28 protein-coding genes and 1 tRNA gene are annotated in these 25625 nt (G+C 37.5%); 12 read left to right on the forward strand and 17 right to left on the reverse strand.

From position 1 onward, the window contains the following. Positions 1-165 precede the first annotated feature (165 nt). Both B7695_RS08705 and B7695_RS08710 read left to right on the forward strand, forming a co-directional pair. Entirely contained in the window at positions 166-966 is an 801-nt protein-coding gene (locus tag B7695_RS08705; RefSeq protein WP_084891161.1) for a DUF1189 domain-containing protein, read from the forward strand. Between the two features lie 9 nt (positions 967-975). After that, complete coding sequence (locus tag B7695_RS08710) at positions 976-1962, forward strand: LacI family DNA-binding transcriptional regulator (RefSeq protein WP_084891163.1); 987 nt, start codon at positions 976-978, stop codon at positions 1960-1962. Between the two features lie 29 nt (positions 1963-1991). On the opposite strand, the gene B7695_RS08715 is transcribed toward B7695_RS08710, so the two are convergent. From B7695_RS08715 to rgg, 13 genes are all read right to left on the reverse strand, one after another. Next, entirely contained in the window at positions 1992-2933 is a 942-nt protein-coding gene (locus tag B7695_RS08715; protein ID WP_000806276.1) for a YitT family protein, read from the reverse strand. Then, positions 2911-4674, reverse strand: coding sequence for an aspartate--tRNA ligase (aspS, locus tag B7695_RS08720; RefSeq protein WP_084891165.1), 1764 nt, complete (start codon positions 4672-4674; stop codon positions 2911-2913). Before aspS ends, B7695_RS08715 begins: the two co-directional genes overlap by 23 nt. Positions 4675-4829: 155 nt before the next feature. Continuing rightward, positions 4830-5060, reverse strand: a complete 231-nt coding sequence (locus B7695_RS08725; RefSeq protein WP_033682917.1) for a hypothetical protein — start codon at positions 5058-5060, stop codon at positions 4830-4832. A 17-nt stretch (positions 5061-5077) separates the two neighbouring features. After that, on the reverse strand, positions 5078-5719 hold the full coding sequence (locus tag B7695_RS08730; protein ID WP_084891167.1) for a CPBP family intramembrane glutamic endopeptidase: 642 nt from the start codon (positions 5717-5719) through the stop codon (positions 5078-5080). Between the two features lie 9 nt (positions 5720-5728). Then, positions 5729-6427 carry an ABC transporter permease gene (locus B7695_RS08735; protein WP_084891169.1) on the reverse strand — a complete coding sequence of 233 codons (699 nt, stop codon included), beginning with the start codon at positions 6425-6427 and terminating at the stop codon, positions 5729-5731. Next, a complete protein-coding gene (locus tag B7695_RS08740; protein WP_084891171.1) occupies positions 6420-7244 on the reverse strand; it encodes an ABC transporter ATP-binding protein in 825 nt (274 codons plus the stop codon). The genes B7695_RS08735 and B7695_RS08740 overlap by 8 nt, the downstream gene beginning before the upstream one ends. 10 nt (positions 7245-7254) lie before the next feature. Further along, a complete protein-coding gene (locus B7695_RS08745; RefSeq protein ID WP_192855770.1) occupies positions 7255-7995 on the reverse strand; it encodes a DUF3169 family protein in 741 nt (246 codons plus the stop codon). 2 nt (positions 7996-7997) lie between these two features. Then, a complete protein-coding gene (locus B7695_RS08750) occupies positions 7998-8195 on the reverse strand; it encodes a hypothetical protein (RefSeq protein WP_084891175.1) in 198 nt (65 codons plus the stop codon). Then, positions 8195-8401, reverse strand: coding sequence for a helix-turn-helix transcriptional regulator (locus tag B7695_RS08755; RefSeq protein WP_001176230.1), 207 nt, complete (start codon positions 8399-8401; stop codon positions 8195-8197). Before B7695_RS08755 ends, B7695_RS08750 begins: the two co-directional genes overlap by 1 nt. 9 nt (positions 8402-8410) lie before the next feature. After that, positions 8411-8773 carry a hypothetical protein gene (locus tag B7695_RS08760; protein ID WP_239822279.1) on the reverse strand — a complete coding sequence of 121 codons (363 nt, stop codon included), beginning with the start codon at positions 8771-8773 and terminating at the stop codon, positions 8411-8413. 100 nt (positions 8774-8873) lie between these two features. Then, positions 8874-10154 (reverse strand): histidine--tRNA ligase, encoded by a 1281-nt coding sequence (gene hisS, locus B7695_RS08765; RefSeq protein ID WP_084891179.1) that lies wholly within the window; start codon positions 10152-10154, stop codon positions 8874-8876. 77 nt (positions 10155-10231) lie between these two features. After that, complete coding sequence (locus B7695_RS08770; RefSeq protein ID WP_084891181.1) at positions 10232-11479, reverse strand: MFS transporter; 1248 nt, start codon at positions 11477-11479, stop codon at positions 10232-10234. Positions 11480-11677: 198 nt separating this feature from the next. Beyond that, the gene (gene rgg, locus B7695_RS08775) at positions 11678-12529 is read right to left on the reverse strand and encodes a quorum-sensing system transcriptional regulator Rgg (RefSeq protein ID WP_084891183.1); all 852 of its coding nucleotides are present in this window, start codon (positions 12527-12529) and stop codon (positions 11678-11680) included. A gap of 124 nt (positions 12530-12653) precedes the next feature. Between rgg and B7695_RS08780 the strand changes: the two genes are divergently transcribed. Continuing rightward, positions 12654-12995 carry a metal-sulfur cluster assembly factor gene (locus B7695_RS08780; protein WP_084891185.1) on the forward strand — a complete coding sequence of 114 codons (342 nt, stop codon included), beginning with the start codon at positions 12654-12656 and terminating at the stop codon, positions 12993-12995. Between the two features lie 60 nt (positions 12996-13055). On the opposite strand, the gene ilvD is transcribed toward B7695_RS08780, so the two are convergent. Then, the gene (gene ilvD, locus B7695_RS08785) at positions 13056-14759 is read right to left on the reverse strand and encodes a dihydroxy-acid dehydratase (RefSeq protein WP_000137344.1); all 1704 of its coding nucleotides are present in this window, start codon (positions 14757-14759) and stop codon (positions 13056-13058) included. Between the two features lie 230 nt (positions 14760-14989). Here ilvD and rpmF point away from each other — a divergent pair, with 230 nt between their 5' ends. Together rpmF and rpmG are read left to right on the forward strand one after the other, a co-directional pair. Beyond that, the gene (gene rpmF, locus B7695_RS08790) at positions 14990-15172 is read left to right on the forward strand and encodes a 50S ribosomal protein L32 (protein ID WP_000290416.1); all 183 of its coding nucleotides are present in this window, start codon (positions 14990-14992) and stop codon (positions 15170-15172) included. A gap of 15 nt (positions 15173-15187) precedes the next feature. Continuing rightward, positions 15188-15337, forward strand: coding sequence for a 50S ribosomal protein L33 (gene rpmG / locus B7695_RS08795; protein ID WP_001265622.1), 150 nt, complete (start codon positions 15188-15190; stop codon positions 15335-15337). A 316-nt stretch (positions 15338-15653) separates the two neighbouring features. Here the strand turns inward: rpmG and B7695_RS08800 are convergent, their stop codons facing one another. Beyond that, complete coding sequence (locus B7695_RS08800) at positions 15654-18329, reverse strand: SEC10/PgrA surface exclusion domain-containing protein (protein ID WP_084891328.1); 2676 nt, start codon at positions 18327-18329, stop codon at positions 15654-15656. A 151-nt stretch (positions 18330-18480) separates the two neighbouring features. Between B7695_RS08800 and B7695_RS08805 the strand changes: the two genes are divergently transcribed. Then, a complete protein-coding gene (locus tag B7695_RS08805; RefSeq protein WP_084891187.1) occupies positions 18481-18810 on the forward strand; it encodes a helix-turn-helix domain-containing protein in 330 nt (109 codons plus the stop codon). 93 nt (positions 18811-18903) lie between these two features. On the opposite strand, the gene B7695_RS08810 is transcribed toward B7695_RS08805, so the two are convergent. Continuing rightward, complete coding sequence (locus B7695_RS08810; RefSeq protein ID WP_084891189.1) at positions 18904-19980, reverse strand: hypothetical protein; 1077 nt, start codon at positions 19978-19980, stop codon at positions 18904-18906. 425 nt (positions 19981-20405) lie between these two features. Here B7695_RS08810 and B7695_RS08815 point away from each other — a divergent pair, with 425 nt between their 5' ends. The 6 genes from B7695_RS08815 to B7695_RS08840 all read left to right on the forward strand — a co-directional run bounded on the left by B7695_RS08815 (position 20406) and on the right by B7695_RS08840 (position 25276). After that, positions 20406-20837: a hypothetical protein gene (locus B7695_RS08815; protein ID WP_049513276.1), complete on the forward strand. Its 432-nt coding sequence runs from the start codon at positions 20406-20408 to the stop codon at positions 20835-20837. A 10-nt stretch (positions 20838-20847) separates the two neighbouring features. Beyond that, positions 20848-21087, forward strand: coding sequence for a hypothetical protein (locus B7695_RS08820; protein ID WP_049513278.1), 240 nt, complete (start codon positions 20848-20850; stop codon positions 21085-21087). A 275-nt stretch (positions 21088-21362) separates the two neighbouring features. Beyond that, entirely contained in the window at positions 21363-22493 is a 1131-nt protein-coding gene (locus B7695_RS08825) for an FtsK/SpoIIIE domain-containing protein (RefSeq protein ID WP_205008487.1), read from the forward strand. A gap of 30 nt (positions 22494-22523) precedes the next feature. Then, positions 22524-23723: a replication initiation factor domain-containing protein gene (locus B7695_RS08830; RefSeq protein ID WP_239822280.1), complete on the forward strand. Its 1200-nt coding sequence runs from the start codon at positions 22524-22526 to the stop codon at positions 23721-23723. Between the two features lie 20 nt (positions 23724-23743). Next, the gene (locus tag B7695_RS08835) at positions 23744-24082 is read left to right on the forward strand and encodes a DUF771 domain-containing protein (protein WP_084891195.1); all 339 of its coding nucleotides are present in this window, start codon (positions 23744-23746) and stop codon (positions 24080-24082) included. 51 nt (positions 24083-24133) lie between these two features. Beyond that, positions 24134-25276: a tyrosine-type recombinase/integrase gene (locus B7695_RS08840; protein WP_084891197.1), complete on the forward strand. Its 1143-nt coding sequence runs from the start codon at positions 24134-24136 to the stop codon at positions 25274-25276. 70 nt (positions 25277-25346) lie between these two features. On the opposite strand, the gene B7695_RS08845 is transcribed toward B7695_RS08840, so the two are convergent. Continuing rightward, positions 25347-25419, reverse strand: a tRNA-Lys gene (locus B7695_RS08845). Positions 25420-25625 lie beyond the last annotated feature (206 nt).

Genomic DNA, 25625 nt, shown 5'->3' on the forward strand with positions numbered 1-25625 from the left:
CCTGCGGCTAGCTTCCTAGTTTGCTCTTTGATTTTCATTGAGTATTAGCGATTGCTACTGTAAATAATATTCTTGCAACAAGCAATTTTTCTCCTAGACTTGAAATAAAGCGCATTTCTCTATATAATAATACTCATATAGAAAACACCTTTTAGAAAGATACCTATGCTTCCATATCCATTTTCCTATTTTTCAAGTATTTGGGGATTTCGTAAGCCCCTGTCCAAACGTTTCGGGCTCAACTGGTTTCAGCTTCTCTTTACCAGTATCTTCCTTATCAGCTTGTCTATGGTACCTATTGCCATCCAAAACAGCTCGCAGGAGACTTATCCGCTAGAAACCTTTATCGATAATGTCTATGAACCTCTGACGGATGGGGTTGTCCAGGACCTCTCTGAACATGCTGCAATTGTTGATGGTAAATTAACTTATACAGGAACAGCTAGTCAAGTGCCTTCTATTGTGATCGGTCCAAGTCAAAGCAAGGAATTACCTAGGGACTTGCAACTGCATTTCTATACGAATGAGCTCGTCATCAGCAAGGAAAGCAAGGAATTGACCCGTATCTCTTACCGAGCGATTCAGACTGAGAGTTTCAAAAGTAAAGACAGCTTGACCCAAGCGATTTCTAAAGACTGGTACCAACAAAATCGTGTCTATATCAGTCTCTTTCTAGTTCTCGGTGCAAGCTTCCTCTTTGGTTTGAATTTCTTTATCGTCTCTCTAGGAGCGAGTCTTCTCCTTTATATCACTAAGAAATCCCGACTCTTTTCATTTAGAACCTTTAAAGAGTGCTACCATTTTATCTTGAACTGTTTAGGATTGCCGACTCTGATTACGCTTATTTTGGGACTCTTTGGCCAAAATATGACAACTTTGATTACTGTACAAAACATTCTTTTTGTTCTGTATCTAGTCACTATCTTTTATAAAACGCATTTCCGTGATCCAGATTACCATAAATAGGAGATTTTTATGCCCGTTACGATTAAAGACGTGGCCAAGGCTGCTGGTGTTTCGCCTTCAACCGTAACCCGTGTTATTCAAAATAAATCAACCATTAGCGATGAAACTAAAAAACGCGTTCGCAAGGCTATGAAGGAACTCAATTACCACCCCAACCTCAACGCTCGCAGTTTGGTAAGTAGCTATACTCAAGTTATCGGCTTAGTTCTTCCCGATGACTCAGACGCCTTCTACCAGAATCCTTTCTTTCCATCTGTCCTACGCGGCATCTCTCAAGTCGCATCTGAAAACCACTATGCCATTCAGATAGCAACAGGGAAAGATGAGAAGGAGCGTCTTACTGCCATTTCACAAATGGTCTATGGTAAACGTGTAGACGGTTTAATTTTCCTTTATGCCGAAGAGGAAGATCCTTTAGTCAAACTGGTGGCTGATGAGCAGTTCCCCTTCCTCATCCTCGGAAAATCTCTGTCCCCCTTCATTCCACTTGTCGATAATGACAACGTTCAAGCTGGCTTTGATGCGACTGAATATTTCATCAAAAAAGGCTGCAATCGAATTGCCTTTATCGGAGGTACTAAGCGACTCTTCGTAACACAAGACCGTTTAACAGGCTATGAGTCAGCACTCAAACAGTACCAACTGCCTCTTGATAGTAACTTAACCTATTTTGCGAATGAATTTCTAGAAGAAAAAGGTTATCAATTCAGTAAGCGTTTATTTAAACACGATCCTATGATTGATGCTATCATCACAACTGATAGCCTCCTAGCTGAAGGGGTCTGTGACTACATCGCTAAGCACCAGCTGGATGTCCCTGTTCTCAGCTTCGACTCAGTCAATCCCAAGCTCAACTTGGCAGCCTATGTCGATATCAATAGCCTAGAACTTGGTCGAACATCATTTGAAACGATTCTTCAGATTATCAACGATGCTAAAAGCAATAAACAAATTTGTTACCGTCAGTTAATCGCCCACAAAATTATTGAAAAATAAAAACCAGCTCACGCTGGTTTTTTTGATCACTAATTTTCTGTTTCAACGAATCGTCCCAAAATATGAACATTCTCCGAGACAGAGACAAAGGCACCTGGGTCCACCTGTTTCATAATCTGTTTAAATTCATTAAACTCTGCACGTGTAATGACAGTGATTAAAACTGCCTTTCTCTCGTGATTATAGGTTCCTTCTGCATCGTGGATCATGGTTGCTCCGCGGTGCAATTTTTTATGGATTTTTTCAATTACTTTATCTGGATGATTGGTCACAATCATAGCCTGCATGCGTTTTTGCTTGGTAAAAACAGCATCCGTCACACGGCTAGAGACAAAGATGGTAATCATAGAGTAGAGAGCGTATTTCCAACCAAAGGTCAAACCTGCTATCAGCATGATGGTCCCATTGACCAAGAAAGAAATACTACCAACATTCTTACCTGTTTTCTTGCGAATAGTCAAACTGACGATATCCGTTCCACCACTGGAGATATTGTTGCGAAGAGCAAAACCAATCCCCAAGCCCATGACAACTCCTCCAAAAAGGGCATTGATAATGGGATCCTCCGTCAAGGTCGCCACAGGGACAAACTGGATAAAGAAGGAACTCATGGATACCGTGATAAAGGTAAATACGGTGAACTTATGGCCAATCTGATACCAAGCCAAGACCATCAAAGGAAAATTAATGGCGTAGAAGGTCAGCGAAATAGGAATGTGAAAACCAAACCAGTGATTACTCAAGGCAGAGATAATCTGTGCCAGACCTGTCGCACCACTCGAATACACATGCCCTGGTTGGAAAAAGAAATTGACCGCTACTGCTGATAAAAAACCATAGACCAGAGAGGCCGAAATCTTCTCATCATATTTTTCGCGAGAGATGCTTTGTAAGACACGTAAAATTTTTATCTGATGAGCAAAGCGGCGCAGATAATAGCGCCACCGCTTAATTCGTTTTGCTTGTTTCATCTTCTTCTACTTGTAAGCTGAGTTCCTCTAGTTGTTTGAGAGCTACTGTTGAAGGAGCTTGTGTCATTGGGTCAGTTGCCTTGTTGTTCTTAGGAAAGGCAATGACTTCACGGATATTTTCTTCTCCTGCAAGCAACATGACAAATCGGTCAAGCCCGATAGCCAAGCCACCGTGTGGTGGGAAACCATAGTCCATGGCTTCAAGAAGGAAGCCAAACTGATCATTTGCTTCTTCGGCTGAGAAACCAAGAGCCTTGAACATGCGTTCTTGAAGGTCTTTTTGATTGATACGAAGGCTACCACCACCAAGCTCATAACCGTTCAAGACAATATCGTAAGCAATAGCACGAACCTTAGCCAAATCACCTTCTAATTCGTGAGCAGTCTCTTCTTGTGGAAGAGTAAACGGATGGTGGGCGCTCATGTAACGACCTTCTTCTTCAGACCATTCAAACATTGGCCAGTCAACCACCCAAAGAAAGTTGAATTTATCGTTATCAATCAAGCCAAGCTCTTTGGCAATGCGTCCACGAAGGGCCCCAAGTGTTGCATTAGCCACTTCAAGCGTATCTGCCACAAAGAGAACCAAGTCCTTGTCTTCAAGAGCAAGCGCTGTTGACAATTCTGCTTGGATGCCTGTCAAGAACTTGGCAACTGGTCCGTTTAATTCTCCGTCAACTACCTTAATCCAAGCAAGACCTTTGGCACCGTACTGCTTGGCTACTTCCGTCATCTTGTCGATATCTTTACGTGAATAGTTGTCCGCAGCGCCTTTGACTACAATTGCTTTTACAGCAGGTGCTTCTGAAAAGACTTTAAAGTCTACACCTTTGACCACTTCTGTCAAGTCCTGAAGCAACATGTCAAAACGAGTATCTGGCTTGTCAGAACCATAAAGAGCCATAGCGTCATCGTATTTCATACGAGGGAAAGGCAGAGTGACTTCAATGCCTTTTGTTTCCTTCATGACACGCGCAATCAAACCTTCTGTGATATCTTGGATTTCTTGCTCAGTAAGGAAAGACGTTTCCAAGTCGACCTGGGTAAACTCAGGTTGGCGATCTCCACGCAAGTCTTCATCACGGAAACATTTAACGATTTGGTAGTAACGGTCAAAACCAGCATTCATCAAGAGCTGTTTCGTGATTTGTGGACTTTGAGGAAGAGCATAAAAATGCCCTTTATTAACACGAGATGGCACCAAATAGTCACGCGCCCCTTCAGGAGTTGACTTAGAAAGGAATGGTGTCTCCACGTCGATAAACTCCAACTCATCCAAGTAATTACGGATAGAGTGGGTCACCTTAGCACGAAGTTTAAGATTTTCCAACATCTCTGGACGACGAAGGTCAAGGTAACGGTAACGCAAACGCGTATCGTCATTGGCCTCAATGCCATCCTTAATCTCAAATGGTGTTGTCTTAGCTGTATTAAGCACTGTCAGAGCTGTCACATTTAACTCAACTGCACCAGTTGGCAACTTATCATTGGCTTGCTCACGCGCAGCGACCTGACCAGTTACCTCGATAACAAATTCACTACGAAGGCTTTCAGCTGTTGTCATGACCTCTGCAGATACTTTTTCAGGGTTGATAACCAACTGCATGATTCCTTCACGGTCACGAAGGTCGATAAAGATCAAACCACCAAGGTCACGACGACGGCCAACCCATCCTTTCAAGGTCATTTCTTGTCCGATGTGTTCCTCACGAACACGACCAGCATACATACTACGTTTCATTGTTTCTCTCCTCTTTTATTCTGTTACTATTTTACCATAAAAGCGCAGGCTCTTCATGAAAATCAGCAGAAAAGTTTGTCAGTCTTTAAAAATCAGGTAAAGTCCCTAAAAATTAACGCCCATACAAAAAGTCCGATGAAGTTCACCGGACTCTTTTATTTTGAATTTTTGCCTGCTTTACGCTTTTCAGCGATTTCAGCTGCCTTTCGAGGCAAGACGATTTCCGTCGTATAAGCTGTCCCAAAACGCCAGATACCAGCAATAGGGGCAAAGACTACTGCGAGATGGCTGTAGAAGAAATCGCCCTTGAAGGCATAAGCTAGCGCTCCAATGATGAAAAATAGAACAACTGCTTGAATCACTGCTAATAAAATTACTCGTTTCATGTGACCTCCTGACTCTATTATAGCATGAGAATCATCAAAAAGCTGACTAAATTATTCAAAGCGTGGAGAGAAATACTGTAGACCAGACCTTTTCTGCTAATATAAGCCAAGCCCAAACTAAAACCAAGGCTAAAATAGACAAAAAATTGTTGCACATCACCTGGGAAATGACCTAAGGCAAACAAAACACTAGATACCAGAAGGAAAAGCAGAGTTTGTTTGCTATTGTCCTGCTTAGGAAAGAGGTAGCGTGCCAACATCCCTCTAAAGATAAGTTCTTCCGTCAAAGGAGCAAAAATAACGACCGCAAAGAATGAGAAAAGTGGTTGAGACAAGGTCAAGTCTATCGCTATTTGCTGATTTACTGAAGGATCATTTGGCAAGAAAAACTGGACAACCAGAGATAAGAACCAAACCAAGGCAGGAACCCAAATAAATCGGTTGAAGCCACTCTTCTCAATACGAACAGGACCTTTCTGATACCATTTGTAAATACCGTACACATAAACTCCAGCCAAGGCCACATAGAGTAGGGTAACAGCATAGGGTGAAGCGCCTAAGGCAAGCGAAGTAGTCGCGAGCCCCTGAATGAAGCCATAGATGAATAAAAAGGATAGAAGGGCTAGAAAAAACCAGCCAAGGTTTTTAAGTAGTTTCATAAAGTTCTCCTATCTTGCTTTATAACTGTTTTTCAATACAAAGAGGTTCGCTATTCCTAACACAAGTACCCAGGCAAGTAACATACCAATATTAGAAAAAGATATTTCCCCACCTTTTTTATTTAAAAGATTTACAATAGGACCGATGAACGAATAATCTAACACTTTCTGAACCGTATCATTTTGAGAAGCAATCATGGGTAAAATAGAGACAATTAACATAGGGAAGATACTATAAACTTGCGCTTTAGATTGAGTATCTGACACCGCACCGATTAGAAGGTTGAGAAAAATAATACAAATAGTTGCTAGGAGCAAATAGATAACGTAGGCAAATAAATAACCAGATACATCTACTTTAAGATAGATGGGAAGTACAATCATAGCAACCAACATTATCAAAATAGGGAGAACGAGCATACTGAAAGTATATTCTATTGCTGTCACACCACTTAGGATGAGTGATTTGAGATTTCGTTTTTCCTTATCTTCTGCCATCATAATCGATACCATATAACCACTTCCCATGCTCAAGACCATCGTCAAGCTAGCAGATAGTAAAAATAGGCTCAATTGTCCATCCTTATTTGAAAATTCATTATATAGAACAGCAGTACCAAAAGGCATCAATAAAGTTGCTAACAAAGTTGAATTGCTGATAAGGACTTGTAATCTTAACCATAGTAGGGCATTTAATTTTCTAAACATCTAACTTTTCTCCTGTCAATCTGATAAAGATTTCTTCTAGAGTTGGCTCACAAGAGTGAACCACCATCAAATCTGTCGTGTCTAATTGTGGTAATTCTTCAAATGGAACTATCTGTTCTCGTCCATCGTTATAAACCACATGTACTTTCTTATCCACATGATACTTCTGAATAATATCTTGCGGACTTCCATACTCTATTAAGTTTCCCTTATTCAAAAGAGATAAGCGATCACAAAGCAGAGTTGCCTCATTCATATCGTGCGTGGTCAAAAAGATAGTTGTCCCCGCCTGCTTTAATTCTTGAAGTAGGGTATGAATCATCTTAGATGTTGTAGGGTCTAAGCCACTAGTTGGCTCATCTAGGAAAAGAATCTTAGGAGCATTAAGAAGGGCACGAGCCAAGAACATTCGTTGTTTCATTCCTGTAGATAACTTTTCTGCGATAATATCTTTAGCATCTGCCAATCCAACCTGTTGGAGCACCTGACTTACTCTATCTGACTTGAGACCATATAGCTTAGCATAGATAAGAAGATTTTTGTAAAGACTCATCTTTTCATAAAAACCACTACCATCACTAACAATACCAATTTGTTCCAAATCATTTGAGGTTAAATCTTGAGAATTCTTGCCTAACAAAACTGTTTTACCTTGATCTGCAGCCAACTGACCTGTCAAGACATTGATCATGGTTGTTTTACCTGAGCCAGAAGGGCCCAGAAAACCAAAGATTTCACCCTCCTTAATCTCAAAAGAAATCTGATGAAGAGCTTTTTTGCTCCCAAAACTTTTGCTTACATTTTCAACACGAATCATAGAAACTCCTTTATTTAAAATAACGTTTCACCATAGGCAACTGCATCACACCAATATAAATATGGATTGCTCCTACAAGCAAGAAGGCTAGTAACTGAATCTCTCCTGTCAGTAAGGAAAAGAGAGCAATTAGAATGTAGAGACCTGGCAAGACATACTGATTTAGTTGGAATAAAATCCGAAAACTCTGTTCCAAATTAGCCTGGCGCTCCCCTTCATCGTAAGAATTGATAAAGTCCATGACATCCTTTGGTGTAGAGAAAAATGCCAAATCAAACTGACGAACAATCGCAATGGTCTTAAAAAGATATTTTTGAGCATTTAAAACTAACACTAACCCCAAAAAAGAAAGAGGTAAGATTAGATTGCTTCTATCTAGTACAATCACTTCACTTCCTGAAATAAAGAGAGCCAATAAAATCGCTACGCTTGCACTATTAAAAGCAATGGTTCCAAACTCGAGATTCCGATACATCTGCACATAATAGGTTTCATTCAGATCATCATCCATTTCCTCTTGATACAAGGAGTGAAATTTTCTGCTTTTCTTTAAGAAATTGAACGTCAAAAGAATGCTAATGAAACCTAATACTAAACCAATAGCTGATATCCATGGTATCAAGATTTTTACATCTAAAATAATTTCGTGGGATTCGGCACCAGCCTTCAACATATCTACAAATATGTACAAGAAACCTCCCAAGACAATAGACATTAAAAATAACAAGCCACCTTTCTTATTCTTTTTCATATTCATTCTCCTTTTTCACTTGCTAGATTTTTGGATTTCTTTTCAATCCAGTCAATTACTGGGATAAGAGCAAAGTAGGCCCAAGTAAATTGGTCGCTGTAATAGAGATCAAACCATCCTAGATTTGTTCCAATTAGTAGACACAGGCTGACTAATAGAGCTATGGCAACTACATAATAAATCACTTTATACTTGTTCATCACTCATCCTCCTCCAAGCGAAATACCGATTCGACTGTTTCGTTGAAAATCTGAGATATTTTCAAGGCAATCACAACGGACGGGGTGTATTCGTCCCGTTCTAATAGGCTAATGGTCTGTCTGGAAACCCCTGCCAGTTTGGCTAGGTCGGTTTGATTGAGGCCATCGCGAGCCCGAAGCTCTTTTAGACGATTTTTTAGTTGCATGTTACACACCTACTCTCCGTCAAATTCAACGGTTTGGATATCCTCAATACGTTGTAGTTTGAATTTTTCTTTTCCTTTTTTATTAACACGACGTAGCTTGACCCATTCCTCATCAACATCCACAACTTCCCAGTTATCTGTTCCAAAAACTTGTCCAATGATTGTCGGTGTTTTCCCAATCAATTCTTTTAAAATTCTTGACATTTCTTTATTTCCTTTCTGTTTTTGCTCAATTCTTTTGATTTTATTCTCTAGTTTCTTGACCTTTTGGGAATGGTAGATATAATACATAATCACAAGAGGTACAAATCCTAATGCCCACATAATCGTTCCCTGCTCCTTTTCTCTTAACTTGATTATATTGTAACACATCTTTTTCTTTTTGACAAGCATATTTGTCAAAAAGTTTATGATTTTTGTCATTTTGCAAAAGAAAAAGGTCAGAGTAGTTCTCTGACCAGTTTTTCTGTTATTAAAATCCTAATTTTTCAAAGATTTCTGAAAAGTTTTGGCTGATAGCATCAAGTGACACTTGCACTTCTTCTCGGGTTTGGTTATTCTTGACCGTTACTTGTCCGCTTTCGACTTCACTCTCTCCTAGGGTGATGAGGGTCTTAGCCGCAAAGACATCAGCTGACTTGAACTGAGCTTTGAGTTTACGGTTGAGGTAATCACGCTCTGCTTTGAAACCTTGTTGGCGAAGGGCTTGCACCAATTCCAAGGCCTTGACATTTGCTCCTTCTCCCAAGACTGCGATATAGACATCTAGGGCGTTTTCGATAGGGAGGGGCACACCTTGCTTTTCAAGAATGAGAAGCAAGCGCTCTACACCAAGTCCAAATCCAAATCCAGCAGTTTCAGGGCCTCCAAAGTAAGAAACCAAACCATCGTAACGGCCACCCGCACAGACTGTCAGGTCATTGCCCTCAATCTCAGTGATAAACTCGAAAATAGTGTGATTGTAGTAGTCCAGACCACGCACCATATTGGTATCGATGATATAGTCTACTCCAAGATTCTCCAACATCTGACGCACAGCATCAAAATGAGCTTGGCTTTCTTCATCAAGGAAGTCCAAGATAGAAGGCGCATTCTCTACTGCTACCTTGTCTTCTTTTTCTTTAGAGTCCAAGACACGGAGAGGATTTTCCTCCAAACGACGTTGGCTATCCTTAGACAAGGTCTCCTTGAGCGGTGTCAAATAGTCAATCAAGGCTTGGCGGTAGGCTGCACGGCTCTCAGGATTGCCAAGAGTGTTGAGGTGCAATTTGACACCTTGGATGCCGATTTCTTTCAAGAAATGGGCTGCCATCGCGATGGTTTCCACATCGGTAGCTGGATTGCTAGATCCAAAACACTCAACACCAATCTGGTGGAACTGGCGCAAACGCCCTGCCTGTGGACGCTCATAGCGGAACATAGGGCCCATGTAGTAGAACTTGCTTGGCTTTTGCACCTCTGGTGCAAAGAGTTTATTTTCCACATAGGAACGGACAACGGGCGCTGTGCCTTCTGGACGGAGGGTGATATGACGGTCACCCTTGTCATAGAAATCGTACATTTCCTTGGTTACGATATCAGTCGTATCTCCGACAGAGCGACTGATGACCTCGTAATGCTCAAAAATAGGCGTACGCACTTCTGCATAGTTATAGCGCTTGAAAATCTCACGGGCAAAGCCCTCAACGTACTGCCATTTGGCAGATTCAGCAGGTAAAATATCCTGCGTTCCTTTTGGTTTTTGTAATTTCATAGGGAATCCTCTTTAAACTTAATAGTCCTATTTTACCATAAATAAAGGGATTAAAACAGTGAGAAAAAATTTAGGATTTAGATATCATTTTTGAGATTAATAACTGTCAAAAGAATAGCCAGGAAGGAAAGACCAACAAATAGCATCCAAGTCAACTGTATATTCCATACGGCAACAAGTGAAAAACAAGCTGTTCCCACAGGTATGGATAAGGTGAACAATAAACCTAAAAAATTACTGGTACGAGCTAGAACCTCTGGAGCTAGATTTTTCAGGAGCATGGCACTAATCTTTGGTTGAACTTTACCAGACACATACAGAGTTGAACAGAGAAATAGTAAACCAAGTACGACTTGATTGAATAAATTAGCTAGACCAATTAGACTGAGTCCTACGGTCACCCACATCATCAATCTAGGCAAGGACTGCTTCCCAAAATAATCATTGCCCGTAAGGCTACTGATGATGACTGCTAACAAAGCACAGAATTGACTGATAAATAATGCCTCTGTGTAAGAAAAGTCCAAAAGAGAATGGCTCAAAAAGAAGATGTTATAGATGCTTCCTAAAGCGCCACCCAAGGCATTGATAAGCAAGACAGCAAAGATCATGAATCCAAAGTTTTTCTGTCCACCTTTAAGAAAAACGAGACGTAAATTTCGATAAATCGTTAGGAATTGCTCTTTGATAGATAGCTTCTCATTTTTTAGTGATTCACCATCAGCAGATGACATTGACAGGCTCAATTTGCTTTTTCCTAAAAAGAGAATAAAGGCTGATACTAGGAAAAAGCAAGCATTGATTCCCGCAACGAGGGAAAAATTGTTAACCGATAGTCCTAAGAGCCAGACTCCAAAAGCTTGACCACCAATAGCTGAAATATAGGTGATGAACTGGGAAAAAGAATAAGCTTCCATCAAATCATTTTCAGCTACTTTTTCCTTAATAAGAGGCATGCGCAAACCACCTGCAAAATCACTGATGACATCACTAATGACATTGATCAAACACAGGCTAGAAAAGGCAAATAAACTAGCTTGCTGAACAACTAGGGCTGCTAGAAAAAATAAAACCGCCTGAAACAAACCGCTATAGATCATCCATTTGACCTTGTCCCTCGTATAATCTGCCCGAATCCCTACAAAAACTGTAAAGAGAGTCGGAAGAATCATGACAATATTTGCCATAGCAACAGCAAAGGAGGCTTGTGGCAAGGTCGATGCATAGACGATAAATACCAGATTAAAAATCGAAGCACCAAAAGCATTGAAGAAGCGTGACAAAGTCAAGAGTCGATAAGCTTGATTTCTAAACAATAGTTTCATAGATAATCTCCCTCCTTGTTCTAATCCCTATATGAAGTATGACTATAGTATAGCACTTAGAAATTCTAGAGGAAAAATTTTTGAATATATGCAACAAACAAAATGAGCAAAAAAACGATAGAACTTCTTTGATAACCTGTGAGAGCTCAACAATTCTATCGCTTCAAATTTCGAATGATTTTCTTAGTTTGCAGATATTCAACAATCGGTCGTTTTTCTATAGTATTCGGCAGATTTATTACAGCCAAGCATCTCAAAAATACGGACAGCATCTGCCATCTTTTTCTGACCTTCCTTGACTCTGCCTTGCTTGCTATCAAGGAGACCTTCCGCCCACAAATAGACAATTCGGAAATAGGTTTCATTTTCCTTGTAGAAATGCTCTTCGATAACACGTTTAAAATAAGAGGCATTGGTAAATTCTTCACACTCAATGCTGGCTAAAAAACCATTCAATAGTATAGTGTGAAAAAGGTTTCGATTGCCAGACATTTCCATTAGAAAATCAGATTTACGGATCATTTCTCGTACATATCTAGTAAAAAGAGAAACAGATAAAAAGGGAGAACTGACTGAAAATAAATTTAGTTCATAGATTCCCCAAATCTCGGTAGAAAACAAATAATCATGAAGGACTTTCCCTTCCTCTGCTGTTAACTCTACCCTTTCATCCATGCTCTTCATATAAGACTTGATAATAATGGCATTTAGAATATGTTTCTGTTTGTTTTGAGAATGGGCATGCTTTTGATACTCTTTGCGATACAAGTCCTCAAGCGGAGCTATATTCTTTGGATCCAAGACATCTATGATTTCTTTTCTCAACTCAGAATCTGTATCATACTGAAAACCTCTCGCCAGAAAGAGGATTTCCTCCACACTGGCAGATATATTTTCCAGTGCAAATAGGAACTTTTCTACCGAAAGCTCACTCTGACCTGTTTCAAAGCGAGATAACATAGACGGCGAAAATTGTCCCCCAGTTGCTTGTCTCAGCGGGATATTTCTTGACTCTCGTAATTGTCTAAAGACTTTTCCAATCTGCTCCATAGGCTTCTCCTTAATTTAGTCTTTTCTTTATATTATCATATTTTTTCAGAAAATCCATCAAAAACTTGCCAAATTGTCAGAATTATGAGAAAATAGAGGATATTTATCACGTGGAGGGACTGTAATGAGAGAGGATATCAAAATCAATGACCGTGCTTTGGTCTTACAAGACAAAATTATCGAAAAACTAGAGAAAGTTTTTGATACAGATGTGGAATTGGATGTTTACAATCTAGGGCTGATTTATGAAATCAATTTAGACGAAACAGGCCTCTGTAAGATTGTCATGACCTTCACCGATACTGCCTGCGATTGCGCCGAAAGCCTGCCTATCGAAATCGTCGCAGGTCTGAAACAAATCGAGGGGATTGAAGATGTCAAGGTTGAAGTCACCTGGTCGCCTGCTTGGAAAATCACACGAATCAGTCGCTACGGCCGTATTGCCCTTGGACTACCACCTCGTTAAGCATGCAAATTACTTTTGGAGATGAAAAGAAGCAAGCCGAGATTGGCTTGCTTTTTAAGTTTATTTTTTACCTGACTTGTCCATATTCCAGAAGTCTGTCACGGCTCCGCGTGAAGCAGATGATACGATATGGGCATATTTACCGAGGACACCACGGCTGTAAAGTGGTGGCAAGGTTGTTTCTGCCTTGCGTTTTTTAAGTTCTTCTTCCGATACAGCCATAGAAATTTCTTTGGTATCTTGGTCAACTGTAACGATATCGCCTGTACGAAGATAGGCAATCGGTCCACCATCCTGAGCTTCAGGGGCGATATGTCCAACAACCAGACCATAAGTACCACCAGAGAAACGCCCATCCGTCAAGAGGGCAACCTTGTCTCCTTGACCTTTACCAACGATCATTGATGAAAGTGACAGCATCTCAGGCATACCAGGACCACCCTTAGGCCCCACGAAACGAACAACGACTACATCGCCATCAACGATTTCATCTGTCAGAACAGCCTGAATAGCATCTTCTTCTGAATCAAAGACCTTAGCTGGCCCAACGTGACGACGAACTTTAACACCTGATACCTTGGCAACCGCACCGTCAGGAGCAAGGTTCCCGTTCAAGATGATAAGCGGACCATCCGCACGTTTTGGATTTTCAAGTGGCATAATGACTTTTTGACCTGGTGTAAGGTCTGCAAAGTCAGCCAAGTTCTCAGCGACAGTCTTACCAGTACATGTGATACGGTCTCCGTGAAGGAAGCCATTCGCCAAGAGATATTTCATAACCGCAGGCACACCACCGACTTCGTAGAGATCTTGGAAGACATACTGTCCAGATGGTTTCAAGTCGGCCAAGTGAGGCACGCGCTCTTGGATCGTATTGAAGTCCTCAAGTGACAAATCAACATTAGCCGCATGGGCAATGGCAAGCAAGTGAAGAGTGGCATTTGTAGAACCACCGAGAGCCATGGTTACAGTAATGGCATCTTCAAAGGCTTCACGAGTCAAGATATCTGACGGTTTGAGACCAAGTTCCAGCATCTTAACAACAGCACGTCCTGCTGCTTCAATGTCTTCTTTCTTGTCAGCTGATTCAGCTGGGTGAGATGAAGACCCTGGCAAACTCATACCGAGAACTTCGATAGCAGTCGCCATGGTATTAGCTGTATACATACCACCACAGCCACCAGGGCCAGGGCAGGCATTACATTCAAGACGTTTCACGTCCTCAGCCGTCATGTCACCGTGGTTCCATTTTCCGATTCCCTCAAAAACAGAAACCAAGTCAATGTCTTTGCCATCAAGATTTCCAGGTGCAATAGTACCACCATAGGCGAAAATAGCTGGAATATCCATATTGGCAATAGCAATCATAGAACCAGGCATGTTCTTGTCACAGCCACCGATAGCGACGAAGGCATCGACGTTGTGACCACCCATAGCCGCCTCAATAGAGTCCGCAATGATATCACGAGATGTCAAAGAGAAACGCATACCAGGCGTTCCCATGGCAATCCCGTCCGCTACAGTGATAGTCCCAAACTGCACAGGCCAAGCACCTGCAGATTTGACACCTTCTTTGGCTAATTTCCCAAAATCATGCAAGTGAATGTTACATGGTGTATTTTCCGCCCAAGTCGAAATCACTCCCACAATCGGTGTTTCAAAGTCCTTATCTGTCATACCAGTCGCACGGAGCATGGCACGGTTTGGCGATTTTACCATGCTGTCATAAATGCTGCTGCGGTGACGTTTATCTAATTCAGTCATTTGTTCCCTCCCATTTCAGTTTTTACTATTATAGCACATTTTTAAGGCAATGAACAGAAGAAAATTCTTGAATTTTCAGAAAATTTCGATTAATTCGGTTAATGACCTTCTAATTTTTTCATCTTTTTTTGTCAAGTAACTTTACTTTACAAACAAAATGTGTTATCCTAGTATGGTTGATGAAAATCAGTAGATTGAATCGAATATAAATACCTAAAGGAGAAATCAAAATGGCAGTACCTGCACGTCGCACTTCAAAAGCGAAGAAAAACAAACGTCGTACACACTACAAAGTAACAGCTCCATCTGTAAACTTTGACGAAACTACTGGAGATTACTCACGTTCTCACCGTGTATCACTTAAAGGATACTACAAAGGACGTAAAATCGCTAAAGCTGCAGCAGCTGAATAATAGAAGGGAGATACCATGCGCGTAAATATTACACTTGAACACAAAGAATCTGGTGAACGCTTGTACCTTACTTCTAAAAACAAACGTAACACTCCAGACCGTCTTCAATTGAAGAAATACTCACCAAAACTTCGCAAACACGTTGTGTTTACAGAGGTGAAATAGGGATTCACTACATGTCAATAGACGTGAGGAACCTTGATTTTAAGCGAATTTTGAAATTTTAAATTTCACTACATTGCAATAAAAATCAACCGAATCACTACCTTTTTCACTACCTTTTTTTGAAATAAAAATATTGATTCGGACAATTAAAAACAAGAGGAACTCCAATGTACGTTGGGGTTCTTTTTCTGTATATATTTCAAATAACGCTTCTATTCATTCTCAAAAATGGTTTAAATAGCGTAGTCTTTTAAACTAATTTTGTGAATCCAAAAAATCTTCCTATCATTTACAATAAGAAGATTTTTTTATTATTCTAATTCTTTCTACGTACTGTTACAAGTCCAAATGCTCCAAGAATTGCACCGAGTACCAACATTGCAACACTTGATGACTCTCCAGTATTTGGTAATGATTTTGCACGTTCTACTCGTGAATATGTCACTTTTTCATCTGCACCCGCTTTAACAGCTGGAGCTGAATATGTTTGTTGTTTATCTTTCACAACAACATCTTCTTTAGCATCCAAAGCAACATCTTTACCTGATTGTGAAGCTGTCTTTGTTTTATCAACAGTTTCTTCAGTATTTTCTGTAGGTAAAGTATTAGAATTTGAGTCTACAGCAACAACAGTTCCATCTGGTAGAGTTGCAACTACATTATCTTTAGCTTTGTTTTCTAAGTCTAGCAACTTATCAAACTCTTCTTGGATTTCAGCTAATTTAGCTTGTTCAGCTTTCAATTTAGCTGTAACTGTGTCCAATTTATCTTGTGCCAATTTTGCAGTAGATTTTGCTTGAGTCAGTTTTGTTTCTAAATCAGCTACTTTTGCTTGCGCATCTGCAAGATTTTTATCTGCGTTTAGATATGCACTCAATTCAGTTGCAATTGCTTTCGCATCTGACACCAATTTGTCTTTTTCTTCATGTAGTTTAGCTTGTTCAGCTTGAAGAGCTTTCAACTTGTTTTCTTCTGCTTGCAATTTTGCTTGCGCACTTGTAAGAGCAGTTTCAGCATCTTTTTGAGCAGTTTTGGCTGTAGCTAGTTCATCTTCAGCTGTTTCAAGAGCAGTTTCTTTTTCTGCTTGGCTTCTTGAGAAGTTTTCAACAGCTTTTTCAGCGTTTGCTTTACGTTCTTGTGCATTTTTCAAAGCAAGGTTTGCCAATTGCAAGTTCTTTTCAGCAACTTCTGTTTGAAGTGGTGTTTCTGATTTGCTTGCCAATTCTTTTTCAGCGTCTGTTTTAGCTTCAAGTGCAGAAGCATATTTGCGTGAAGCTTCTGCCAATTCTGCTTTAGCATTTGTAAGAGCAGTTTGAGCTTGACTGTTTTGTTTTTGGGCTTCAGCTAGTTTTGCTTCAAGTTGGGCAAGGTCATTTGATTTAGAAACTGGAGTTCCTTCATTTGAAAATGCTGTAATCATGTAATAACGACCATTGATATTAGCTACATCAATACCAACATATTTTGCAAAGTTTAGGTTTGCACGAAGGTGTCCCCATCTGTATCTTTCATTTGAAACAGCATTATCAAGATATGTTGTGAACATTAAAGTGTTATAGACGGCTTGTTTTAATTCATACATATTTGAAATATCAGAGTTCATGAAGGAAATGTTTTCAACAGCATTTGTTACGTGACCATGAACAACTGGGTCTAATCCACGTTTTTCATATTTTTCAGCTTGTGTTGACGCTAAAGTGACAGCTTCTTTAGTTGTTGCTGTTTCTGATTTTACGTTAAATGAATTTTTAAATGCATTTCTGATTTGTTTCAATCCATTAACATAAAATTCTGAGATTTCAAGTTTTTGAGCTTCTGTCAAGTTATCAATATCAACTGGACGATTTAGATCAGCATTGTCATATTTAACGTTAGCATTTGATTGTTTAACAATGTTAGCAGAAGCTTGTAGAATGACACGACGTAAATCTTTTTTAATTGATTCATTTGTAGTTGCGTCATCTAATTTGACTAGCTGTGCGAATGTTACAACATTTGAAGACACACCAGCTGATTTCAATACATCTGCTGAAAATCCATTATACACATTTGATGGAATAGTGAATGTTGGATTTGGAATGTTCATTCCTTCAGATTTATTTAACTTAGCTTTTTTCACATCCAATTCAGTTTGCGCTTCTTTTTCTTTAGACGCTGTTGCATCTGCTTTTTCTTGGATAGATTCAACTTTATTTTGGTCTGCGTCCATCATTTCTTTAGCTAATTTCAAGGCATCATTTTTGACATTCACATTGTTCTCAGCTTGTTTAATGGCTTCTGCGCGGTTGTTATCTGCTTTCTTAGCGGTTTCGACAGCTGTTGCTGCGCTTGAAATATTGGCATTTGCTTGTTCAATATCTTTTTCAGCTTGGGCAAGTGAGGCTTTAGCTTCACCAAGTCCTGAACCATTTAGCGCGTCTTCAGCTGATTTTACATTCGCTTCTTTAGTGGTTACTGTTTTATCGGCTTCAGCTTTCTTACTTGTTGCGCTTGCAACGTTAGCTGTTTCAGTTGCTACAGTTTCAGTTTGAACTTTAATGGCTTCAGTAGACGCTTCAGTTGCTTTTTGATTGGCTTCTTGAGCTTTTACATTGGCATCTTGTTTTGCTTTTGTAGCAGTGATATTTTCTTCTGTAGCATTGGCTTTAATAGCTTCAGCAGACTTCAAGTCCTCTTTAGCACTTGTCAAAGCAGTTTCAGTAGTTGTAACAGCTTGGTTAGCAGAAGTAGCTTCAGCTTTTGCTGTTTCACTTTCAGCTTCAACTTGTTTAACAGTAGATGCTTGAGCATCCAGAGCAGGCTTGACATCAGAAGATTTCTTCACTTCTGGTTTTGCATCAGCTACAGGTTTAGAAACAAGAGCAGGTTCATTGACAGCAGTTGTATCAACTGCTGTTGTAGTAGTTGCTTCTTGAGCAAATGCAGTTCCACCAACAGACGCAAGCGCAATAGCTGTTGAGGTTGTGAGGGTTTTAAAAGTATTTTTTGACATAACATCTCCAAAAATTCACATTAACAACTATATATAGTTGTTTTTTCTTTAATTATATCGCATTAAACCAACCTTGTAAAGTTTAAACCAATCTTTCAAGAACTAAAATATGTAGTAAAAAAACTGTAATATTAAGTTTGTGAGGTATTACATGAAGCAATCACTAAGAAAATATGTAGGAAAACGAATCCGCCTTTTAAGACTGAAAAAAGGTTTTACACAAGAACAAATTGAAGAACGAGCCGACCTTGGAACAAATTATGTATATAAACTTGAACACTTAGAAACGAACATAACAATTAACACACTTGAAAAAGTTATGAATGCCCTTGAATGTGATATTTCATCTTTCTTTGATATTACAAAAAAAGATGAAAATCCTGAGATTGTTGAATTAATTTCAAATATAAAAAATTTACCTGATAATAAACAAAAAGAAATAATTTCCGCATTTCATACGATTCTAAATCAAGTTAAATAATATTTTAATTAATTTCAAAGCGCTATAATTGATGCAATAGCAACCTTATTGAATAACATAAACAACCGCTAAAAATTCTAGCGGTTGTTTTTTTTACATATCTAATTTTTTCAAATCTGCGCTCATTTGTTCAGTAGATATCATAGTTTCTTCTACTTTCTCTTCTGATTCTCTAAAATATTCTTCATCAAATTTTACAAAATCAAATCCATATTTGAATAAATTTTTGTTGTTCTTTCGATATCCTAAGCGTTCATCTTGTCTTCTCTGAATCTTATCTAAACCACTGACAAATTTTGAAACTTGTTCAAGTATCATTCTTTGTTCTTCATCCAAATAATGTTCTAATACCTGCCCCTTTTCTAGTACTACTTCATTCAAGGATTTCTTTTGTATAATACTTGTTCTATATTCTCTATAATCAGCATTCAAAAATAAATTTGAATGCTGATAAACCTGAATTCCTAAAGAATCTTCTGTTTTCTTGTTATCAAAAATAACTTCTTTATACACTCGCTCCGCAAAATCAATTATTCTATTATCTAATTTTTTCAAACAATAGTTTTCTTCTATAAAGAATTCTTTAAATAGTCTGTAAAATTTTTCTTCTACTTCTTTTTGATAAAGTCTTGAAATAACTTTAAATAAATTCTTATCAAAAATATCAAATGGAACAATACCATCAGATAAATCCGCTTCAATTTCTTTCTTCGCTAATTCACTTGAAAATAGTACAGACTCTTTTAAAACTTCAAGCACATTCGATTTCAATTGTTGCTCTCTATTTTTTCTGAAATCAGAAGCGCTAATAGATTCAAAAACAATTAAATAGAAAAGTGCTGGAAGCAATTTCTTCCAATTTTCTTCATCTCCCCACAGCAATTCAGAAACACTTAAATTCATGTTTTTAGCAAGTAATTCTAAAACATTTTCAGACAAATGAGTTCGACTATCTTTCATTAATCGACTCATTTTTTGTTTAGCTGTATCTTTGTTTCCGCCGTAATATGCAAACATATCAGATACTTCTCCAATTCTTTCGTCATGCAAAAACATATACCAATAATATTTTGGTCCTTTTTGCAATTGTTCATCTTTGAAGATTTTAACCTTTTCAGGTACTACATCAATCGTTGAACGTTTTATAAATTCAATAGTGTGTTTAAACATTTAATGTCCTTCTTTCATTTATTTTATAGTTAGAGTATAACACAAATAATTGTACAATACAACCAATTTGATTATTTATATTCGAGGTTTAATCATACAACTATTTTCTTCCTTTATATATACTGGTTTTATGTTTCGCAATTGAAATAGTTGTATGAAATACAGCAATATTTCCATCTGTTTTATTTCAACGAAATACAATTAAATTTTTGCTACACTAGTCTTGTAATGATGAATCACTCAATTTCATTTCATGTCACATGATTAAAAAGTTGTATGAGAATGTTTTTAAATGTCTGTTTTTTCTCTCAATCGACAGTCAATTTTAATCATGATACACTTGAAATGTAAATAAGAAGATTCAAATATTTACAAGAAAAATTCAACAGAAAGAACTAGCTTTAAGCTAGCAGAGGAAAATTATTATGGTTAATGCTAACCAAAATTTACTACAAAGTGGTTTGTTCGGAAACAAATCAAATCAATCAGAAGGTTCAATTGTAAATGACCGTCGCACTGCCCAAACCCTTACTAATATTTCAACTTGCGTTGCAGTCAGTGTTACAGAACCAAAACCATTTTTCCCAATCATAGGGTTCGAAAAAAATCAAAATGGTAAAAACGCCCCAGTTTTTTCTGACAAATCAATTGGTTATGAAGTATTTTTATCAATGCCCAAAGATGATGGAACAGTTAAATTGATTAGTCTTGTTGTCCCAACTTTAGAAATTGCGAACAAGATTCAGTTCAGACATTTGTATCAGTTAGTCAATCCACGTGGTCGCTATAAGTTCAAAAGTTTTGATGTTATTGAAGTTTGGGCTGAAGATATCAAAGAAGTTAGTTTAAAGTCGTGAGGAAATAGATATGCAAGATATTTATAAAGAATTAGATGATTTATCAGCTTTAGACTTGCCCATTGAACTACGAAAGATTTTATCAGCATACATTAATTCTGAAGTTGAAGGACGAGTTTCATCTTTCGTGAATTTGAGTTTAGTTTACTCAGATGGACGTTACACTGATTTTATTCGCTCGTATATGTATTTGGAATTCAAGCGCCGCAACATGTTAAATGAAATGAAAGAGATATGTAGGTATTTATGATTAGGTACAGGTTAAATGAAAATACAGGTCATTTAATGCCGAATTCCCCAAGTTTTGTAACTCTACTCCAAATTTTTGGAGTTGGGTTACTATCGGTTGGGATTGTTGTTAGATGGTTAGTATTTAAAGGAATAAGTATTGGTATTTTAAAATTTGGATTCATTTTTGAAGTAATGGGAATAGCTGTCTTGCTTTTTGTTAATCTTGTTTTACTGGTTCGATTTGTTTTGAGACTATCAAAAATTGGCTCATTATCTCTGTATCATAAATTAAGATTGATAGAACGACAAACACACAAGGCATTGTTGGATTCAGTAACTGCGAATCGTAAAGTTGGTAGCAAATTCATAGATGTTAGTAAAGCGCATGCTGACTTCTCGAAGTCAAGCAGGCGCATCACGGTAAAAATCAAAAAATTAGCTGACCAAACTACTGACGATTTAGAAAAGTTTGCGGAAATGTTATCAGCGTGCTTAGTGGGTAAAAATCGTTCTTTGATTGTTTTAGATTATTGGTTAAGTGAAGATAATACAGAGTTCATTTACTTATTAGATGATATTGTAGAAGCTAAAGCAAGACAGCTGAAGCCTAAACATATCACAGAATTAAGACCAATCCATGATTTTGAAATAACAGTTGAAAAAGGTTTGACATTCTCATTGTTGAAGAATATACATTCTTTAATTATTGGTAACACGTCAAGTTCAAAGACAACATTCTTAAAATCGTTACTTACTCAAGTTTTTATGTTTGATTCAGAAGTTGATTTAACAATCTTAGATGTGAAATCTGAGTTCAGTTCATGGGATTTTCTACCAGTTGGGGTTATTTTATCAGACAGTGAAGAGATTTTAGCATATTTTGAAGAATTGTTGGAATTAGTCATTAAACGTGAAAAAGAAATTGCAAATCTATCGGCACGTGATGATATTACTGGCGCAACTTTCGTTAATTTCGGTAAAGAGATGAAGATGAAGCTCTGTATTATCGAAGAATATTCAGCCATGCTTTCAAGTATTACAGATAACAAGATGAGAAAAAGGGTTCAAGATTTGGTTTTGTCTATTGTGTCTCGCTCTCGCTCTAGTGGTGTCTATATCTGTATCTGCATGCAACAACCGCGGTCTGAGTTGCTTTCAACAGCTATTAGAGATAACTTAGGTGTTCGTATCTGTTTATCAAATGGCGCTATTACAGACGAATTAGCTCGAATGGTATTTGGAGAAACAGATAACATTGATAATCATGCACCACGATTTTCAGGTTATATCATGACTACTGATGGACAGTTCAGCAAACCACGGAAATTTTGGAATATCAATCTACATGAGCACGGATTGGAAAAGATTAGTACATTTAAACGAGCATTTTTATACGGTCAACGATTAAGAAAAAATCGTAAATAATGGGGTACTAGGATTCATGGGGGTTTAGTAATGACCCCCATCCCAGTCCCCACCCCTAACGGGGTCAACTACAAAACAATAAAAAAGGAGTTATTTTGTATGATTCAATGTGACATTGATGAAATTTCATTTGTATTTTTGCCTGAATTTAATGAGATGATGACTGATTATGTAGCCTTTGCTTCAAATATTTGTTTAAAAATTGATGAATTATTGGAATTAGAAAAGTACACGGTTAATTACAAGTTAAATGAAAAAGGATTTGCAGGCTACAATTATATTGTCAATTTTGATGATTTTGATATTTTGTTATGTTTTAACACTGACAGCCCACGAATGGGAGTGCTTCTCAAATTCTCAGGTCAAGGCTTAAAACATTACATGAAACGACGTGAAGAAGATAATCAAAAAATTTCGTATCGTCGATTAGTTCAAAAATTTTTTGAATTAGAAAATTATTTTAGCGGTAGTTGTAGAGTTTCAAAAATTGATTTTGCGGTTGATTTTATAGATGAAGGTTTGAAAGTAAATCAGATTCATCAGGAGTTAAACAAGTCAATAATCAAATCAAAATACGTTGACAGTTTTACAAATACAATCAAATTAAGAAAAAATCAGTCAAATATCAGTACGATTAACACAAACAACAGAGTAGAAACAATCTATGTTGGTAGCAAAGCAAACAAAGGAAACTCTCTACTACTACGAATCTATGATAAAAAACTGGAGCAGGAGAAAAAGAAGGGCATCTTTTATGATGAAGCCTTGAAATGTGATGATTGGGTGCGATTTGAAATGTCAATCAGACAGGCTTACGCTAATCAAACTGGTTTAGATATTTTGAAATGTCGGAATGATAAAGAACTATCGAGCCTTATTTTTCAACGATTTACGGACAAATATTTATTTTTCAAAAATGATGAATTGTGGGATATTTCAAAGGTTATGCTGGAGTATGTTTCGACTGATTTTGATTTATTGAGGTCAAAACCAAGAAGAAAAAATGATTTATTATCTACCTATATTTACTTATTGAAAAACAGCGGTTTAGAATCGTTTTTATACAAGATTGAAAAGATTTACGGTAAAGAAGCAATTCAGGAATTTTTCAAGCATGTTTTGATTCATTTCAAAACAAAGTACAAGCCCTCTCCTGATACTATTATTTTTCTAAATAATCGAAAAGATGAACTAAAGAAAGAAAAAGAGCCGTGGAACGTATTTAAGTAAGACAATGAAAGGAAATTTATATGACAGATAAAATTTCAATTAAAATAGAAAATTTAGAAGTACAGTTACCTTCTTCTCATATCATTGTAGAAAAGGAAGAATATCTCAATTTAAAAAATAAGGCTTCACAGGGGCAATATATTAGTTTAGATGAGGTCTTAAACATGTTGTCAGTCTCTCGACCTTGGTTATTAAAAAATGTTCTTTATCAGCCAGCTATTCGGTCAAAAATCGATATTGATAAAAATAAAGATGGTTTTGTGAAATATCCAGACAATCAAGGTGGACGGTACTACTTCTTAGCAAGCAAAACAAAAGAATTTTTTGAAGAAAACTTTGCAGAAATCTTTACTTTATGATACGATAATCAAGATAATATCTTGGTTATCGTCTTTAGAAAAGAGGTAATCATGTCTGTTTCATTCAGAAAACGAGGAAAAAAGAATTTATGGGATTATAGGATTTTTGATAAAAATAAAAAGGTAGTGGCTTCAAATTCAGGATTTAAGACAAAAAGAGAGGCTGAAATTGAAGCGTTAGCTCTTGAGTTAAAATTGCTTAATGGTGCAATAATTGATAAAAATATTACATTCTATGCCCTTTGGGAAAAATGGCTAGAATTAACAGTTAAACCACTTGGCAAAGCGGAATCTACTTTCAATAAGCATCTAATACGTGGTAAATTCATTCAAGCATATTTTAAAGACAAACCAGCTTTAAAAATTAAATCGAGCGAATATCAAGAATTTATTAACAAGTACGCTGAAACTAATAGCAGAGACAATGTTAGTAGAATGAATGCGGAAATTAGAAATGTTATTGTATTTGCGAAAAGAGATAAGCTCAATATAGAAGATTTTACTGAAGGTGTCATTTTATCTGGTCGCCTTTCAAAGAAGCGAAGAGATGAAAAATATATTCATAGCTTTGAAGACTATCAAAAGTTAGTGACATATTTAGAAAACAATCTTGATTTAACAACTTCAATTGTACCGTATCTGCTATTGATTCAATTAAAAACAGGATTACGTGCAGGAGAAGTTGCAGGCCTTACATGGGATTGTGTATTGTGGGAAAGTTCAGAAATAAAAACATACCGCAGATATGACACTATAAAAAAATGTTGGACAAAACCAAAAACTGAGGATTCAGTTCGTACAGTTCCAATTGACCGTGATACTTTAGATATTTTAAAAAAACTAAAAAAAGAGCAATCTGTATTTATTGAAAATGGCACAATTTCAAATAATGAAAATATGATTTTTGTTGATTTGAATTATAATGTTGTAACAAATGCAGGAGTTAATAAACATCTGAAACAAATTTTAAAAGATTTGAAAATTTATCCGCAAACTATGACAAGTACAGGTTTAAGGCATACGTATTGTTCAACAATGTTAGCAATGGGTGTTGATATTTGGGCAGTGTCAAAGTTAATGGGTCATCGAGATATTAAACAAATAACTGAGACTTACGGTCATTTGATAAAGGAAAAAGCAGATATTGAAAATAACAAAGTTCGTGCAGTTTTGACGAGTTTAGTTAAAAAATAGAAATATTGACCAAAAGTTGACCAAATCAAAAAGAAACGTTGATTTAACAACGTTTCTAAACTATATATTATGCCCCCTACAGGGATCGAACCTGTGACCCACGGATTAAGAGTCCGCTGCTCTGCCAGCTGAGCTAAGGAGGCAAAGAAAAAAGCTGTATTGGTGCCGAAACTTCACGGTTTGTATTGAACCCGCGCAATTAAGCAGGTGGGCAACTCGCTCTAACTGAAGCTGTTTCCGTGTGAGACGGCCTACATGCTGTTAGAAGACTTTTGTTTCCCTAATAATACAAAAAATAGTCGGTCAACACTTAAGTGTGAAGTCGTACACCACAGCGTTTCTATGTTTA

It is taken from the genome of Streptococcus mitis, assembly GCF_002096845.1.
Lineage (GTDB): Bacteria > Bacillota > Bacilli > Lactobacillales > Streptococcaceae > Streptococcus > Streptococcus mitis_A.